Source organism: Francisella sp. SYW-9, from assembly GCF_008711465.1.
Taxonomy (GTDB): domain Bacteria; phylum Pseudomonadota; class Gammaproteobacteria; order Francisellales; family Francisellaceae; genus Francisella.
Map to the genome: position 1 here is coordinate 1 of NZ_VXKQ01000022.1, position 15,884 is coordinate 15,884.

The following is a 15,884-nucleotide window of genomic DNA, read 5'->3' on the forward strand; positions in this document are numbered from 1 at the left end:
TTTAAAGTCCTTGATAATAATAGACAAGGTACTTACAATTTCAAAAAAGTTCGTAAGAACTTACTTCAAAGTATAACCAATGATATTATTTACATTGGTATACCTATTAAATCTTATTTTTCTTTCACTAATGATCATTTAATCGCCCTGCTAGATTACTGGCATGGTAAGGGCAATACTGTATCTACAATTATGAATAAACGCGCAATCTTAGTTTGGTTCCTAAAACTATTAGGATCTGATATTAATATACCTAGAGCCAAAGATTTAAATTTAACAAAGCTTAATCAGCCAAAAGACTTTGTTTATATATCAGAAGATATAGTACATAAAGTACACCACCCTCTTTCTCACACAATTTTAGAGTTTCAACTATACTTTGGATTAACAAAATTAGAATCTATCAAGATTAATTTATCTGAATCTTTAAAAACTAAAGAGTTATATATTAATAAAAGATTAGCTTTTAATTCTAATGATAGGTTCATACCCATAGTATCAGATAATCAACGCCAAGCTATAGATAATCGATTAAACTATTTAAATGGCAAAGATACCCTACTAAATATTATTCCGCTATGTGACATTGTAGCTCTTTATCATACTGAATTAATTTTAAATGATATACCTAAAAAAGCTGATTTAAGAAAATTCTTCATCCAAAAGAATTATTATAACTTTCAGAACAAAGGATGCAGTAAAAAAGAAATATATGAGCAGCTTTTAAGTCTTACTGGGTTTAGAAATAAGAAGGATCTTATCAAGGTAGCTTTCTCATGAGTAATACTAAATTTAAAAGAGCAAGATACTCTATAATCCAATTTATCAAACATTCAGTTAATGATAAATCATATGCCACTCAAAATAGTATGAGAGAAAGACTTTGTAAATCAGCTAAAGACCTACATACTTTAGGGTATAAAATCATGAATATCAAAAATATTCAATCTAAACACATTGATGCTTTAACTAAATACTGGATGGATCAGGGATTATCGATTGGATCAATCAAAAATAGATTATCTGATTTTAGGCTATTAGCTAATAAAATAGAAAGACCAGGTATCATTAAAGAACATAATAAGGATTATGGGATTCCTAATAGAAGCTATGTCCCTACTCAAAATAAAGCGATTACTGAAATTGATTTAGACAAATTCAATGATAAATATTTAAGAGCTTCTATAGAGCTGCAAAAAGAATTTGGTTTACGTAGAGAGGAATGTTTGAAAATAATTCCTAGTAAAGCATTACATACAGATTTACATGGGGCTAATTACTTAACCTTAGATGCTGCCTGGACTAAAGGTGGGGTTGGTAGAACAATAAAGATCGAAAAACAATCCCAGCTTGATGCTATAAACAAAGCTCTTGAACTTGTTAGTAATAAATCATTAATACCGACAGATAAAACCTATATCCAACAAAGAAAGTTATACGACAGAGTAACACGCCTTCAAGGTTATTATAATTTACATGGTTTAAGGCACGCTTATGCCCAAAAAAGGTATAATGAAATAACAGGCTGGGCTAGTCCTATTGCAGGTGGTCCAGCTAGAAAGAATTTAACTAAAGAACAAAAGATATTAGACAAGCAAGCTCGTATATGGATATCTCAAGAACTGGGACATTCTCGAGCTGAAATTACAAAGAATTATATAGGATAGAAAATGAATACTCATAATCCAGTTGCTGGTTTTTCAGCTAAAGATATTATTAAGAAATTTCATTGGTTACTTGATAATGGTCTTAGTATTGAAGAGGCTATTCAAATTATTAAAAGCCAAACGAATTTAGAAAGTGTAATTGAATATATAGATAACTATCTAAAGTCCAGGAGAAAAGCATGAGAGTATTTATAGCAGAAAAGCCCTCTCAGGGTAGAGATATAGCTAATATTTTAGGATGTAAAACTAAACATGATGGTTATCTTGAGGGTAATAATATTCTAGTAACATGGGGCTTTGGGCATCTCTTACAACCAGCTGATCCTGATAAGTATGATGAGAAATATAAGAAATGGGATCTTAATGATTTACCTATTATTCCTGAGGTATGGAAATTATCACAAAATGAATCATCTAAAAAACAATTAGCCATAGTTAAAGATTGTATAGCTAAAGCTTCTGAGGTTGTAATAGCAACCGATGCTGATAGAGAAGGTGAATTAATAGCTAGGCTTATCCTAGGATATGTTAGATATACTGGACCAATTAAAAGATTATGGTTATCTGCATTAGATGATGCATCTATTAGAAAAGCTTTGAATAACCTTAAAGATGGATTAGAGACTGAACCACTATTTCATGCTGGGCTAGGTAGACAACGTGCTGACTGGATAGCTGGATTTAATTATACAAGAGCTTGCTCTTTGGTATATGGTGGCTACGGCAATGTATTTTCAGTAGGTAGAGTCCAAACACCAACTCTTAGATTAGTAGTTGAAAGAGATTTAGAAATTGAGAATTTTAAATCAAAAGACTTCTTTGGTATCACTGGTATATTTAGAGATCTTGAGGCTAATTGGGTAGTCCCTGAATCAGCTAAAGGTGATGAAGAAGGTAGATGTTTAGATGAATCTATAGTTAAAGCTGTAGTTGAAAAATGCAAAGGCAAGGATGCTAAAGTTATAGAAGCAACAAAAAAAGCTAAAGAACAAAAAGCCCCTCTTTGTTTATCATTATCAGAATTACAAAAGCTAGCTAATACTCAATTTGGTTATGATGCTAAAAAGGTATTAGATATAGCCCAATCATTATATGAAAAACATAAAGCTACTACTTATCCTAGAACAGACTGTGGTTATCTACCTGAATCTCAAAAGTCAGATATAGATACTATATTATCTAATCTAAAAGGCTTTGATGATGTAATAGATAAATGTGATAAATCATTTGTATCTAGAGTATGGAACGATAAGAAAGTAGCAGAAAGCTCTCACCATGCAATCATACCTACTACAAATCCTAATATTAATCTTGATGCCATGACTGAGCACGAAAGGAAAGTATATGAATTAATTGTTAAATACTACATTGCCCAGTTCATGGGTAATTACAAGTATAATGAATCTTTCATAGCTTTGGAATGTGAAAAAGAGCAATTTTCTACTAAAGGGATAGTGCCTACTTCTTTAGGTTGGAAACAGGTTATTAAACCAACCAAAGAAGAAGACGATGATAATTCTAAAGAATTACCTCAAGTAGAGCAAGGAGAATCACTACCTTGCAAATCTTTGAAAATACTAGATAAGAAAACTACTCCACCAGCTCACTATACAGATGCTACATTAATATCCGCTATGAAAAACTGCGGTCGTAGGGTTGAAGATCAGGAAGCTAAGGAAATGTTAGCTGAAGTACAAGGTATTGGTACTGAAGCTACAAGAGCTGATGTTATAGAAACTCTTAAAAAGAGAGTTTATATAACTAAAAAAGGTAAGAGTATTATTTCTACAGATAAAGGTAGAGAAATAATTAAACAATTACCTGATGAGCTATCCTCTGTAATTATTACAGCTGAATGGGAACAAAAGCTATCACAGATAGCTAAAGGTAAATATGATTATAAGACTTTCATTAAAGAAATAGCTGATCTTACTACTGAAAATGTAGAGTTTATAATAGGTCAAAAAGGAAATGTTAAGAAATTCGTCCAACATCCTTGCCCTAAATGTCAAAGTGAATTAATACGTTTAAAATCAAAGCCTCCAAAGAAAGGCTTTTATTGGATGTGTAGTGAAATCAAAAATGGATGTGAAACATTTTTAGAAGATAGTCGAGGTAAACCCGTACAACCTAAAATATCTAAAGAAAAATGCCCTGATTGTGGATCTGATCTTATCCAAAGAGATGGTAAGAAAGGCAAATGGTGGGGATGCACAGGATACCCTCAATGTGAAAGAACATTTGCAGATTCAAAAGGTAAACCTATAATGAAAAATGATAAACAACAAATAAATGGAGAAAAATAATGAAAAAGACAACAAAACTCTTTGTAGCTCTTGGTATATCTACACTTGCTTTAACAAGTTGTAGCAATACACAGATGGCTATCACAGGTTTAGCTTTAGCTGGGGCTGCTGTTGGATATATGGCATATGGCTGGATGAATGATCCTGATGCATCTAATGCATATGAGAAAACTCCTAATGAAGTTACTCAAGCTGTTAATGATGTTTTAAACTCGTCAGGATATACAGTTATTAAAACTGAAACTGATAGTAAAGATAATACTCATATGATAGAGGCTCAAAATATTCAAGGTAAGAAAGTTGATTTTGCTATTAGCCCAGTAGCAGGTAATCCAAATCAAGCAAAACTATACATTAAGGGTACAACTATGGGTGGAGTATCTAAAGCTGAATCTCAAATCCTTTTAAATAAAATAAATAAAAGACTTATGGCTTAAGATAAATTACGTAATTCTTGTATTTTGGTACAATCTATTTTAATTATTTTTTCAATACATTAAATAAAAATGTACTATTTGAATATATTAAAGTACAATTAGTACTAGTTATTCTATATTGTAACTTTATTTAATTACTACGACTAAATATTATCAGACGTTTATTTTTAATATTCTATCTCATCATAAATTCGTTAAGTTTTTTAAAAAATCAATATCACATAACGAGTATATAAAATCATAAACTTAAAGGAATACTAAGATGAGACAAGGAACAGTTAAATTTTTTAATAATGATAGAGGATTTGGATTCATAGAACCGCAAGATGGTGGCAAAGAAGTATTTGTTCATATCAGTGAACTAGAAAACTCAGGTCTAAGGGGTCTACGTGACGGCGAAAAAGTCACTTTTGAAAATGGTGAGAATAGAGGTAAACCATGCGCTATTAAAATTAAAACAGCTTAACTTATAATAGTTTTAATTATTTCCTAAAACTCCTTAAACAGCTTTCGCTCTTCACTATTATCAAAGATCTTCAAGTTAATATTAGGCAGCTGATTATTTGGAGATATATTATAAACTTAGTATTACTAAAGCACATGGAAAATATAATAAAGTTATTAATAAATTACTTATCTGAACTGAAAATGTAATTTGGCGGCAAACCGCTAGTTCCGAAGGTAAAGACCAACAAGAACAACAAAAAATTCAAAGAGATAGGTCTTTTGATTTTCATTAAGGACAATATTTATGGAAGAAAAAATCATTAGCTTTAAAGAGTTGGAAACTAAATGGGGTGTAAGTAGAAATACACTCTATAGATATGTAAGAGATCTTAGAATTGAGAGGATTGAAAAAAACATGATAGGAACTAAGTTTAGGTATTCCATAACGGAGAGTCAAGTAAAAGAATTAGAAATCCATAAAAACAAAATTGAAAGTAGTATTGGTAGAAGAAAACAAAAAGATTTAGATATTGATAGTTATCTAAAAACATCTTTTGGAGATTTTAATAGTAAAGCATTCTATTTTAAGAATAAATAGAGAAATAAACATTAACTCTTCACTTCACCTCACACCCAATTTAATAAAACCAAATCTTCAACCCTTTTAAATTCCTTAGTATTATTAGTAGCTAAAGGTATATTTAAAGACTTAGCATGAGCCGCGATCAATAGATCATTAGCTCCAATAATGTTTCCAGACTTTTCTAAATCTGATCTAATTCTGCCATATTCAACTGCAGCTACCCTATTAAAATCTACAATTTGAAGGGCTGCTACGAAATTATGAATATTTGTTAGATTTTGATTAACCCACTTGCTCTTAAAAGCCCCATGTAACAATTCAGCATATACTATTGATGAGATACCTATATCTCCCATTTCATATTTCTTAAAATGCTCTAATACAGATTTTGGTTGTTGCTTTAATATATATATACAAATGTTAGTATCTAGCATGACTTTCATTATAATGCATCCCTTTCATCCATCTTCGGTTGCTTTCTACCTTTATCAAAAAAGTCATGTGCAGGATCAAGGGATTTAAACACATTCTCCCAATTCTCAGGAATTTCTGTAATAATTATAGAATTTCCTATTCTATTAATATCAACTTCCTTTACTTTAAACTGCATTTCTTTAGGAATTCTAACTGCTTGACTGTTTCCACTCATAAATAATTTAGTAAGCATATCTAACCTCGTACTCATTATTAATAATAATATACATTAAGTATATACATTTTTATTTATGTGTCAATAACAGATACTTCGTAGAATATCACTTCTACGCAGTATATCTGGTCAAATATTGTCATTTTACATATTAAACAGATATCTAAGCCATACCCCTAATATGCGTAGAACTGGAATCTTTAAACATTATTACAAGCTATCAACTCAATTTACACTTTACACTAATTTATATTTTGTTATATAGTTAAACTTGTAACCACATAAATAAAGAGGATGATGGTATGAATAAGAACGAATTAGTACATGAAATTGCTAAACAAGCTGATATAACTGTAACTGATGCTGAGAAATGTTTAAAAGCTTTTACTAATGCTGTAACTCATTCACTTAAAAAGAAAGAAGATGTAACTCTTGTAGGTTTTGGTACATTCCAAGCTAAAAAAAGAGCTGCTAGAGATGGTAGAAACCCAAAAACTGGTGAAACTATTAAAATCAAAGCTACTACTGTTCCTCATTTTAAAGCTGGTAAAAATCTAAAGGAAGCTGTTAATGGCTAAAGGTACTGTTAATAAAGTTATTCTTCTTGGTAGACTTGGTAATAATCCCGAGGTAAGACAAACTCAAAGTGGTACTACTGTTGCCACTATTAGTTTAGCTACTAATGAAGTATTCAAAGAAGAAACTTTAACTGAATGGCATAGAGTTGTTATCTTTGGTAAAGGCGCTGAAGTGATTCAACAATATTGTAAGAAAGGTGATGCTTTATATGTTGAAGGTAGAATTAGAACTAATAAATGGCAAGATAATTCTGGAGAAACAAAATACTCTACAGAAATAGTTGCTAATAACTTCCAATTATTAGGTAGTTCTAATCATGATAGTCGCCCTACTCCTGATTATGATAATTATCCAGAAGCTCAACAAAATAGTAAATCTCTTAATGAAAAGATTGACGATGACTATGCTAAGGCTAAGGGTAAAACTGCTAGTGATAATGTCCCTTCATTTGAGGAGATCAATAGCCCTGATCCTGATCTTGATAATCTCCCTTTTTAAATCCACTATTTAAGTGATGATCCAGCTTGAAACACTCAATGGTACATTAGAAAGAATCACCTTTCAAAGTGAAGAAACTGGATTTGGTATATTCAAAGTAAACTGTAAAGGTATTAGAGATCTAGTTACTATAACTGGCGTTTGTGCTGTTATTCATGTTGGAGAATATATAGAAGCTACTGGCTTTTGGTTTAATGATAAGAGATATGGTAGACAGTTTAAAGCTAATAATATTCAAGTAATCCAACCTACTAGCCTAGAAGGAATTACTAAATACCTAGGTTCTGGATTAATTAAAGGTATTGGTCCAGCTTTTGCTAAGGTTTTAGTTAAAGGGTTTGGAGATACTATATTTGATGTCATTGAACAAACTCCCAATAAGCTATTAGAACTAGATGGTATTGGTCCTAAACGTGTAGCTACTATCATTAATGCATGGGATGAACAAAAATCAATTAGAAATATAATGGTATATTTACAGTCCCATGGCGTTGGTACAGCTAGAGCTACTAGAATATATAAAAAATATGGTGATGATGCTATAGCTAAAATTAAAGATAATCCTTATTGTCTAGCTAAAGATATCCATGGCATTGGTTTTAAAACTGCCGATCAGTTAGCTTTAAGGATTGGTATACCTCATGATTCTATTCTTAGAGCACAAGCTGGTGTATTGCATGTTATTCAAGAAATTAATTCTGATGGACATTGTGCTATTGAGAAAGATAAACTTATAAAAGCCTCTGAAGAAATGCTTGATATCCATAGTGATATCATTGAGCAAGCTATAGAGTTAGAAAAGCAATTGGATAATTTAATACCTGAGATTATTAATGATAAGGATTGCTTATATATTAACTGGCTATACTATGCTGAAGTTGGTGTAGCATCTAATATTAAAAGACTTTCAAATAATCAAAGGCGTTGGAATATTGATAATATTGATGCTGCTTTAGAATGGGTTCAAAAACAAACTGGGCTTAACCTATCAAGCTCTCAAGAACAATCTGTAAGAATGGCTATAGAGAATAAAGTAGTATGTATTACAGGTGGCCCTGGTGTTGGTAAAACTACTGTAGTAAATAGTATTATTAAAATTATTAAGACTAAAGCTAGAGTTCTTTTATGTGCTCCTACTGGTAGAGCTGCTAAAAGATTATCTGAATCAACAGGGTTAGAAGCTAAAACATTACATAGACTCTTAGAGTTTGACCCTACCACTAGCAAATTCAAGCATGATACACACAATCAACTTAAAACTGATTTAGTAGTTGTAGATGAATCATCTATGATTGATGTTCTTTTAATGAATAGTTTATTAAGAGCTATACCTGATCATGCTAGTATATTAATAGTTGGTGATATAGATCAGTTACCTTCTGTTGGTGCTGGTAAAGTATTGGCTGATATTATTGATTCTAATATAGTACCTGTAGCTAGACTTACTGAAATATTCAGACAAGCTAAAACTTCTCAAATAATAGTTAATGCTCATAAAATAAATGAAGGTAAAGCTCCATTCAAAACCCTACCAAATATAAAGACTGATTTCTATACTATTCACTTAGCCCCCGATGTTATCCACGATGCTTTAATCAATATAGTTAGTAAAAAAATACCTCAATCTTTTGGTTTTACTCATAATGATATTCAAGTATTGACTCCTATGCATAGGGGTGGCTTAGGTGCTAAATCCTTAAATATTGAATTACAGAAAGAACTAAACCCTAATCCAATTGCTAGTATAACTAAATTTGGATTAACTATTGGTGTTGGGGATAAGGTAATACAACTAGTTAATAATTATGATAAAGAAGTATTCAATGGCGATCTTGGTATAGTTAAATCTATTGATCATGAAAATACTACAGTTATAATAGACTTCGAAGATAAAGATATTGAGTATGATATTACAGAGCTTGATGAAATTGACTTAGCTTATGCTACTTCGATACATAAATCACAAGGTTCTGAATATCCTGTAGTAGTTATACCAATAGCTATGCAACATTATATGCTACTACAACGAAATCTTATTTATACTGGAGTTACTAGAGGTAAGAAACTAGTTATACTTATTGGAGAAGCTAAAGCCATCTCAATGGCTGTTAGAAATGTTAAACAAAATGATCGCCTTACCTATTTAAAACAAAGATTAATCACCTAAAACTTGGAAATATATGTTTATTATTACTACAGAAAATGGTTATACAAAAATAGTTGCTAAAGGTAAACTACTACACGCTGACTATATTAATAGCTTAATCCCTAGTATTGAGAAGTTAGCTAAAGATGATAAGTTTAAGATAATGGTTGTCATGAATGATATGAAAGGTATTGAACTTAAAGCTGTTATAGATGATTTAAAGACCTATATCAAAAACAGAAATAAGTTTGATAGAGTAGCTATTGTTACTAATAAAAAATGGGTTCAAGTTTGTTTAGGATTTTTTAGGCATATTATGAGTGGTGAATTTAAAACATTTTTGAATGAAAATAGTGCTGAAAAATGGTTAAAGAAATAATAATAATTTATGTTCCCGTAGCTCAGTAGGATAGAGCAATCACCTCCTAAGTGATAGGTCGGATGTTCGAATCATCTCGGGAACGCCATAGAACAAAAAAAGAATTATATAAAATGGATATTACAACAGATTTACTTAGTTCAACATTTACTAGTAAAATAATAGCTGACTCTAAAACTTTATTAAATCAAACTCCGAAAATTAAAATTACATATAATGGATATTACAGCATAATAGGTAATATTGATGAATTTCGTACTGAAATTAAAAATAATGATCCATATTCATATTTTAGTCGGATAGATAACAGTAAGCTTAATACTAATTGCTCATGTAATAAAAATAATTGTGTACATGCAGCAGCTTTAGCTCTTTATTATTTAAATAATAAAGAACAATATGAAACCAATAGTAGTGTGTCATCTTGGTTAAGTACTTTAAGTAACAATTCTCCTATTACAGAAAAAAAAGAAGTTAAAAAATCTCCTCCATTTGAGCTTTTATACATTCTCTCAATTAGTAATGACCGACTTTATTTAAATTTAAATCTTGCAAGAAGACTTAAATCTGGAAAGTTTGGGGCTGATAAGAAGTTTATAGTAGATAATAAAACTCATCAAAAAGCTTTGACGGCAGTAGATCATAAGATTATTTTCAATAAAACATGGCAGTCATCAGAACAAGAAAAAATATTTATATTTAAAACTCCTGAATCAGAAGAGTTACTTAAACAAATTATTAATACAGGACGATGCTTCTATCTTAATAAGGATAATCCTCCTATAGAATTATCTGATTCTATCCAGACTAAAACTAAATGGGCTTTTAATGATGATGGAACTCAATATTTAACAGCAGACTGTGACTTAGATCTTTCAGCATTTAAAATATCTTCATTGTGGTATTTATCCGACAATGAAATTGGATTAATACAAACAGATATTGAAGAAAATATTCTTAGAAAGCTTTTATTAGCACCACCAATTCCTTTAAGTCAAATTAATGAAGTTAGTAAGGCTATTAAAAGTATAGATAATAATTTACCACAACCAGTATTAAATAATGCTATTGATACTCAAAAGATCGAACCTATCCCCTGTCTTCACCTATCAGAATGTCTAGCTGCAATAGAATATAAAAGAAAAAATAATAAATATTCATACTACTATGGCTATCCTGAAGAAACCGAAATTACCGTAGCTAAACTGTATTTTAAATATGGTAAAAATATTATTCCAAGTGACTATACTGAAAATAATATTTTCTCTATTAACCAACTTAAAAAAATATACAGAGATTTTGAAACAGAAGTTAAATATACCAATGTATTAACTAGAAACTTAAAGCTTAAAAAAATTGAGCAAATAAAAGAAATAGTTGATTATGACTTTGATGATGAAGATATTTATTATATTGGCTCAGAAGTGGAATCACTCGTTTTCATTGAAGATGAAATACCTAAATTAAAAGCAAAAGGTTGGATTATTAAAGCCGATGATGATTATGAATTAGAAACTTTTGAGGAAGAGGAGCTTGAATGGTACTCAGAGCTTGGAGAATCTGAATATGATTGGTTTAGTTTAAACCTAGGGGTAATGATTGATGATCAAAAAGTTAATCTTTTGCCTTTAATAGTTGAATACCTTAAAAACAACGATCTCGAAGATATACAGAATTTAGATGATAATCATAAAATATCAATTTCTCTTAGCGAAGGTCGTAACTTATTAATCTCTGCTTCTAGAATTAAAAGTATTCTAGCTATATTAACTGAGCTATATGATGATAAGCCTTTAAATAAAGATGATTTATTAATATTACCTAACTTATCAGCTTCTCAGTTAGATAATTTAGAGAAAGCTATCCAAGTTGATAATTTTTCTTGGTTAGGAAGTAAAAAAATAAGAGAGCTTGGCAATAAAATAAAATCATTCAAAGGTGTTAAAAAAGCTAAGCTACCAAAAGAATTTAATGCTAAGCTTAGACCATATCAACAACAAGGTGTTAACTGGCTACGTTTTCTAAATGAATATGAATTAAGTGGTATATTAGCTGATGATATGGGTTTAGGTAAAACTATACAAACATTAGCTAATTTAGTAATTGAAAAAAATAACAAGCCCGAACATCCTAGTATTATTATTGCTCCTACTAGCTTGGTTGCTAACTGGGCTATGGAAGCTGAAAAGTTCGCTCCTAGCTTAAAAGTATTAGTATTACATGGAGATAAACGCCAAGAACATTTCGATAAGCTAAATGATTATGATGTTGTTATAACCTCATATCCATTAGTGATAAGAGACCAAGAAGTTCTTAAAGAATATAAATTTAATTATATAATTCTTGATGAAGCTCAGATTATAAAAAATCATAAGGCTAAAGTAACTAGATTAATCTATGATTTAAAATCAAAGCATAGATTATGCCTAACTGGTACACCTCTAGAAAATCATCTAGGTGAATTATGGTCACAGTTTAGATTCTTAGCCCCTGGACTATTAGGCACTACTGATAAATTTAAAAGATTATTCCAAACTCCTATAGAAAAACATAATGATATTAGTAGACGTAATGCTTTAGCCAATAGAATAAAACCATTCTTATTAAGAAGAACAAAATCTCAAGTTGCTATTGATTTACCTCCTAAAACAGAAATAATCAAAACAACTTCTTTAGAGGGGCCTCAAAGAGATGTTTATGAAAGTATTAGACTTGCAATGGATAAGAAAGTTAGAGAAGCTATTTCTAAGCAAGGTTTACAAAAAAGTCATATTATTGTTTTAGATGCCCTTTTAAAACTTAGACAAACTTGTTGTGATCCAAGACTATTAAAAATTAAATCGGCTGCGAAAGCACATGGACATTCTGCTAAGCTTAATCTGTTGATGGAGCTAATTCCAAGTATGATTGAAGAAGGTAGAAAAATATTACTATTTTCTCAATTTACATCAATGATTTCCCTTATTGAACAAGAACTTAATAGTAAATCAATTAAATATGTTAAGTTAGTAGGAAGTACTAAAGATAGAGCCACTCCTATTAAGAAATTCCAAGAAGGAAACACTCCTGTATTTTTAATTAGTCTTAAATCTGGTGGAGTTGGATTAAATCTTACAGCTGCTGATACGATTATTCATTATGATCCTTGGTGGAACCCAGCTGTTGAAAATCAAGCTACAGATAGAGCTCACCGTATTGGACAAGATAAGCCTGTATTTGTATATAAGTTAGTAGCTGAAGGTACAGTTGAGGAAACTATATTAGAGATGCAACAAAAGAAAAAGAGTCTTGTTGAAGGTTTATTATCTGAAAATCAAAATACTAAAAAACCTCTTAAAGCTAATGATCTAAATGTATTATTTAAGCCTTTAGATTAATCTTTAAATCTGTTTTGTAGCTTAATCCATTTACTTACTTTGCCCCTACCCTCATTTCGAATAACTTCTTGTTTCTTCAGTTGTGACAATTGAGTACGAACCTGGCCATCAGATAATGTAGTAAAATGACTTTTAATATCAGTAAATGTGAATTCATTAGGCATTTCTTCTAATATCACTTTTTTAACTCTTAGCCATAATGGATCTGCTTTTGTATTTCTTGCTTTAGCCGCTACAGTAGCAATAAGATTATTAGTCTCTCCTATTTGTTTCTTAAGCACTCCTTCAAAAAATCTTAATGACCAATGATTAACCTCTTTACGATTACCCGCATAAATAATTGGTAAGTTAGGGTGTACAACAGTTATTTCAGCTGATGCTCTTGCCATATTAGCAACAGATGAATATTTACCTATTTTTACAGATGATAAAAAATCTCCATACTGAGCCTCAATGACGACGGCTGAATGATTATACGTTGATAGCTCATTTAGTTGTTGATGAAGTACTTGTATTCTACTAATATCAGATACCATATTATCAAAAGTTTTTCTCTCAACTACAGCAGATATATCATTATCAATTAATAATGCATAATCACCTACACTCAGATTCTTTCTTTGAATATTATGCTCGCCAAATTTCCAAGGATATCTTTCATTACTATCGATTATTACTTCAAGCTCCTTGGATTTAGGCTGTAAACTTAAGTTACCCCGTGTTCTATGTTGATTAATTCCTTGCTGAGTTCTAAAAAATATCTGCTCGTAATCACCATCTTTTGTTTTATATTTTTTACGTATAAATAAAAATTCACAACGCTTTCGCTGTCCACGATCTAAAAGAATAGTTAATCTTTTGCCTAGCTTCTTAACAAAAACTACTGGTACTTCCTCAACTACTTCTTCTAAAGAAATGTCTGAATCTTCCGCTCTAATACAAAAGATATTACCACTAGCTCCAGGCCATTTATCTTGAGTTAATAAGGATAAGGATGTTTTATTATTCTCTGATACTGCTATATGATAAGGAAACTTCTTACTATCTGTTTTTGCAACCTTCCATAAGGATATAGACTTTTCATCTTGTTTAGATCTAAAGAATATTTGCTCATATTCTCCAGGTTTATTTTTATAAGATTTTTTTACAAATCTAAATTCACATTTTTTATTAACTTTGCGATCTAAAGTTACAGACACTTTAGTCTTATCTTCTAACCATCTAATACTAGATATTTCAGCTTTAACACAAAATACTGATTGATCTTGCTCTGGCCATTTACTATTTGAATAAATAGTTAAATCCAACTTATCTCTATATTTAAGCTGTATGCTGTACGGATATTTTTTACTATCTGTTTGCTCTATTTTCCACATATTATGCAATAATTATAATACATAATTCATTATTTCGAGAGTCTAGAGTATTTTAATAATAAATACTAGAGAATTTCTAATATAGAATATCTCTATAATTTTTTCTTAACTATTTGATGGTATACAAAAGTATACTTTTGTATCCAATTTAATTTATTATGATAGAGTATTATACTAATTTAGGGTATAATACACTTATACTTAAACCTTAAATATTAATATAATGTTTAATATTAAACCAAATAAAAAAGTAGCTCTTATGCTAGCTAAAAGATCCTTAGCTGAATTAGTATATGATGCAGTAAACCTAGAAGGTATAAATTTCACATTGCCAGAGGTACAAACATTACTTGAAGGTATCACTGTAGGTGGACATAAATTACATGATCAAGAGATTACATTAAATCAATCAAATGCTTGGAAAAAAATATTTGCTGATGTCGAATCTAATAAATTTGAGCTTACTAAAGAATATATTATTTCTATACATGATATTGCAGGAAAATATGAAGCATTAGAATGGGGTTGCTTTAGAAGTGGTGGTGTAACAATAGCAGGTACTGATTATTTACCACCGAAAGCTAAAGATTTAGACAAGTATTTTGACCTTATGATAAAACAAGCCCTCGAGATCAGTAATATATACCAACAATCAATATTTATATTCCTAGAAATGGCTAGATACCAATTTTTTTATGATGTGAATAAGAGAATGGGTAGATTTATAATGAATGGTAATTTACTGATGAATGGATACCCTGTAATAAATGTACCTGCAAAAAGACAATTAGAATTTAATCAAAAAATGCTTAACTTTTATGAATCTCATAATCATCAGGAAATGTTTGATTTTATGTTGAGCTGTCTTGATAAAAAAGTAATAGAAATAATGAGTGAATAACCTATGGCTTTAGTTGGATATGCAAGAGTTTCTAGTGTGGGTCAATCACTAGATTTACAAATAGACAAATTAAAAGAGTATGGTTGTACCAAAATATACAAAGAAAAATTATCAGGTGTAGATCAAAATAGACCAGAATTACTAAAATGTTTAGATTATGTTCGTGATGAACAAGACACATTAGTAATAACAAGATTAGATCGTATGGCTAGAAGCACCCTACACTTAGGACATATTATCAAAAAGTTAAAAGATAAGGGAGTCAACTTTGTAGTAATTGATCAAAGTATAGATACTACAACCAGCTTTGGGATGCTAACTTTTAATATCTTGTCATCTGTAGCAGAATTTGAAAATGAGATTAGAAAAGAGCGACAAAAAGAAGGTATACGTAAAGCTCTAAAAGATGGTGAAAAATTTGGTAGACCAAAAAAAATCACTCCAGAAATTATTAAAAAAGTTTTAGAGGATTCAAAAACAAAAACGGTATCTCAGATTTTAATAGATAATGATATTTCTCAAAGAACTTATTATAAAAT

General features: G+C 30.3%; 17 protein-coding genes and 1 tRNA gene. 15 read left to right on the top strand and 3 right to left on the bottom strand.

Annotated elements, in window-relative coordinates; all coding sequences use genetic code 11:
• The 7 genes from F3D62_RS12770 to F3D62_RS09415 form a co-directional block, all read left to right on the top strand.
• On the top strand, positions 1–780 hold a 780-nt coding region (locus F3D62_RS12770; protein WP_191092585.1), incomplete at its 5' end, for a hypothetical protein.
• Entirely contained in the window at positions 777–1,667 is an 891-nt protein-coding gene (locus F3D62_RS09390) for an integrase domain-containing protein (protein WP_150467994.1), read from the top strand. The genes F3D62_RS12770 and F3D62_RS09390, both read left to right, overlap by 4 nt.
• Positions 1,668–1,670: 3 nt before the next feature.
• Positions 1,671–1,850 carry a hypothetical protein gene (locus tag F3D62_RS09395; protein WP_150467995.1) on the top strand — a complete coding sequence of 60 codons (180 nt, stop codon included), beginning with the start codon at positions 1,671–1,673 and terminating at the stop codon, positions 1,848–1,850.
• Positions 1,847–3,973, top strand: a complete 2,127-nt coding sequence (locus tag F3D62_RS09400) for a DNA topoisomerase III (protein WP_150467996.1) — start codon at positions 1,847–1,849, stop codon at positions 3,971–3,973. Before F3D62_RS09395 ends, F3D62_RS09400 begins: the two co-directional genes overlap by 4 nt.
• Positions 3,973–4,410 (top strand): DUF3568 family protein, encoded by a 438-nt coding sequence (locus tag F3D62_RS09405; protein ID WP_150467997.1) that lies wholly within the window; start codon positions 3,973–3,975, stop codon positions 4,408–4,410. Before F3D62_RS09400 ends, F3D62_RS09405 begins: the two co-directional genes overlap by 1 nt.
• A gap of 262 nt (positions 4,411–4,672) precedes the next feature.
• A complete protein-coding gene (locus F3D62_RS09410) occupies positions 4,673–4,876 on the top strand; it encodes a cold-shock protein (protein ID WP_150467998.1) in 204 nt (67 codons plus the stop codon).
• A gap of 285 nt (positions 4,877–5,161) precedes the next feature.
• Positions 5,162–5,455, top strand: a complete 294-nt coding sequence (locus tag F3D62_RS09415) for a hypothetical protein (protein WP_150467999.1) — start codon at positions 5,162–5,164, stop codon at positions 5,453–5,455.
• Positions 5,456–5,484: 29 nt separating this feature from the next.
• On the opposite strand, the gene vapC is transcribed toward F3D62_RS09415, so the two are convergent.
• Together vapC and F3D62_RS09425 are read right to left on the bottom strand one after the other, a co-directional pair.
• Positions 5,485–5,883, bottom strand: coding sequence for a type II toxin-antitoxin system tRNA(fMet)-specific endonuclease VapC (vapC, locus tag F3D62_RS09420; protein ID WP_150468000.1), 399 nt, complete (start codon positions 5,881–5,883; stop codon positions 5,485–5,487).
• Positions 5,883–6,125 (bottom strand): antitoxin, encoded by a 243-nt coding sequence (locus F3D62_RS09425; protein WP_224732674.1) that lies wholly within the window; start codon positions 6,123–6,125, stop codon positions 5,883–5,885. The genes vapC and F3D62_RS09425 overlap by 1 nt, the downstream gene beginning before the upstream one ends.
• A gap of 266 nt (positions 6,126–6,391) precedes the next feature.
• Here F3D62_RS09425 and F3D62_RS09430 point away from each other — a divergent pair, with 266 nt between their 5' ends.
• The 6 genes from F3D62_RS09430 to F3D62_RS09455 all read left to right on the top strand — a co-directional run bounded on the left by F3D62_RS09430 (position 6,392) and on the right by F3D62_RS09455 (position 13,068).
• Positions 6,392–6,667: an HU family DNA-binding protein gene (locus tag F3D62_RS09430; protein WP_150468001.1), complete on the top strand. Its 276-nt coding sequence runs from the start codon at positions 6,392–6,394 to the stop codon at positions 6,665–6,667.
• The gene (locus F3D62_RS09435) at positions 6,660–7,166 is read left to right on the top strand and encodes a single-stranded DNA-binding protein (RefSeq protein ID WP_150468002.1); all 507 of its coding nucleotides are present in this window, start codon (positions 6,660–6,662) and stop codon (positions 7,164–7,166) included. Before F3D62_RS09430 ends, F3D62_RS09435 begins: the two co-directional genes overlap by 8 nt.
• A gap of 16 nt (positions 7,167–7,182) precedes the next feature.
• On the top strand, positions 7,183–9,333 hold the full coding sequence (locus F3D62_RS09440) for an ATP-dependent RecD-like DNA helicase (protein WP_150468003.1): 2,151 nt from the start codon (positions 7,183–7,185) through the stop codon (positions 9,331–9,333).
• Between the two features lie 13 nt (positions 9,334–9,346).
• Positions 9,347–9,691, top strand: a complete 345-nt coding sequence (locus F3D62_RS09445) for an STAS/SEC14 domain-containing protein (protein WP_150468004.1) — start codon at positions 9,347–9,349, stop codon at positions 9,689–9,691.
• 11 nt (positions 9,692–9,702) lie between these two features.
• Positions 9,703–9,779: transfer RNA gene (locus tag F3D62_RS09450), tRNA-Arg, on the top strand.
• Positions 9,780–9,804: 25 nt separating this feature from the next.
• Positions 9,805–13,068, top strand: a complete 3,264-nt coding sequence (locus F3D62_RS09455) for a DEAD/DEAH box helicase (protein ID WP_191092586.1) — start codon at positions 9,805–9,807, stop codon at positions 13,066–13,068.
• Here the strand turns inward: F3D62_RS09455 and F3D62_RS09460 are convergent.
• Positions 13,065–14,444 carry an ERCC4 domain-containing protein gene (locus tag F3D62_RS09460; protein WP_150468006.1) on the bottom strand — a complete coding sequence of 460 codons (1,380 nt, stop codon included), beginning with the start codon at positions 14,442–14,444 and terminating at the stop codon, positions 13,065–13,067. The two genes, F3D62_RS09455 and F3D62_RS09460, sit on opposite strands and share 4 nt — an antisense overlap.
• 223 nt (positions 14,445–14,667) lie before the next feature.
• Between F3D62_RS09460 and F3D62_RS09465 the strand changes: the two genes are divergently transcribed.
• Both F3D62_RS09465 and F3D62_RS09470 read left to right on the top strand, forming a co-directional pair.
• Positions 14,668–15,345, top strand: a complete 678-nt coding sequence (locus F3D62_RS09465; protein ID WP_150468007.1) for a Fic family protein — start codon at positions 14,668–14,670, stop codon at positions 15,343–15,345.
• Positions 15,346–15,348: 3 nt separating this feature from the next.
• Positions 15,349–15,884 (top strand): recombinase family protein (locus tag F3D62_RS09470; RefSeq protein ID WP_150468008.1); only part of this gene is annotated, 536 nt, incomplete at its 3' end.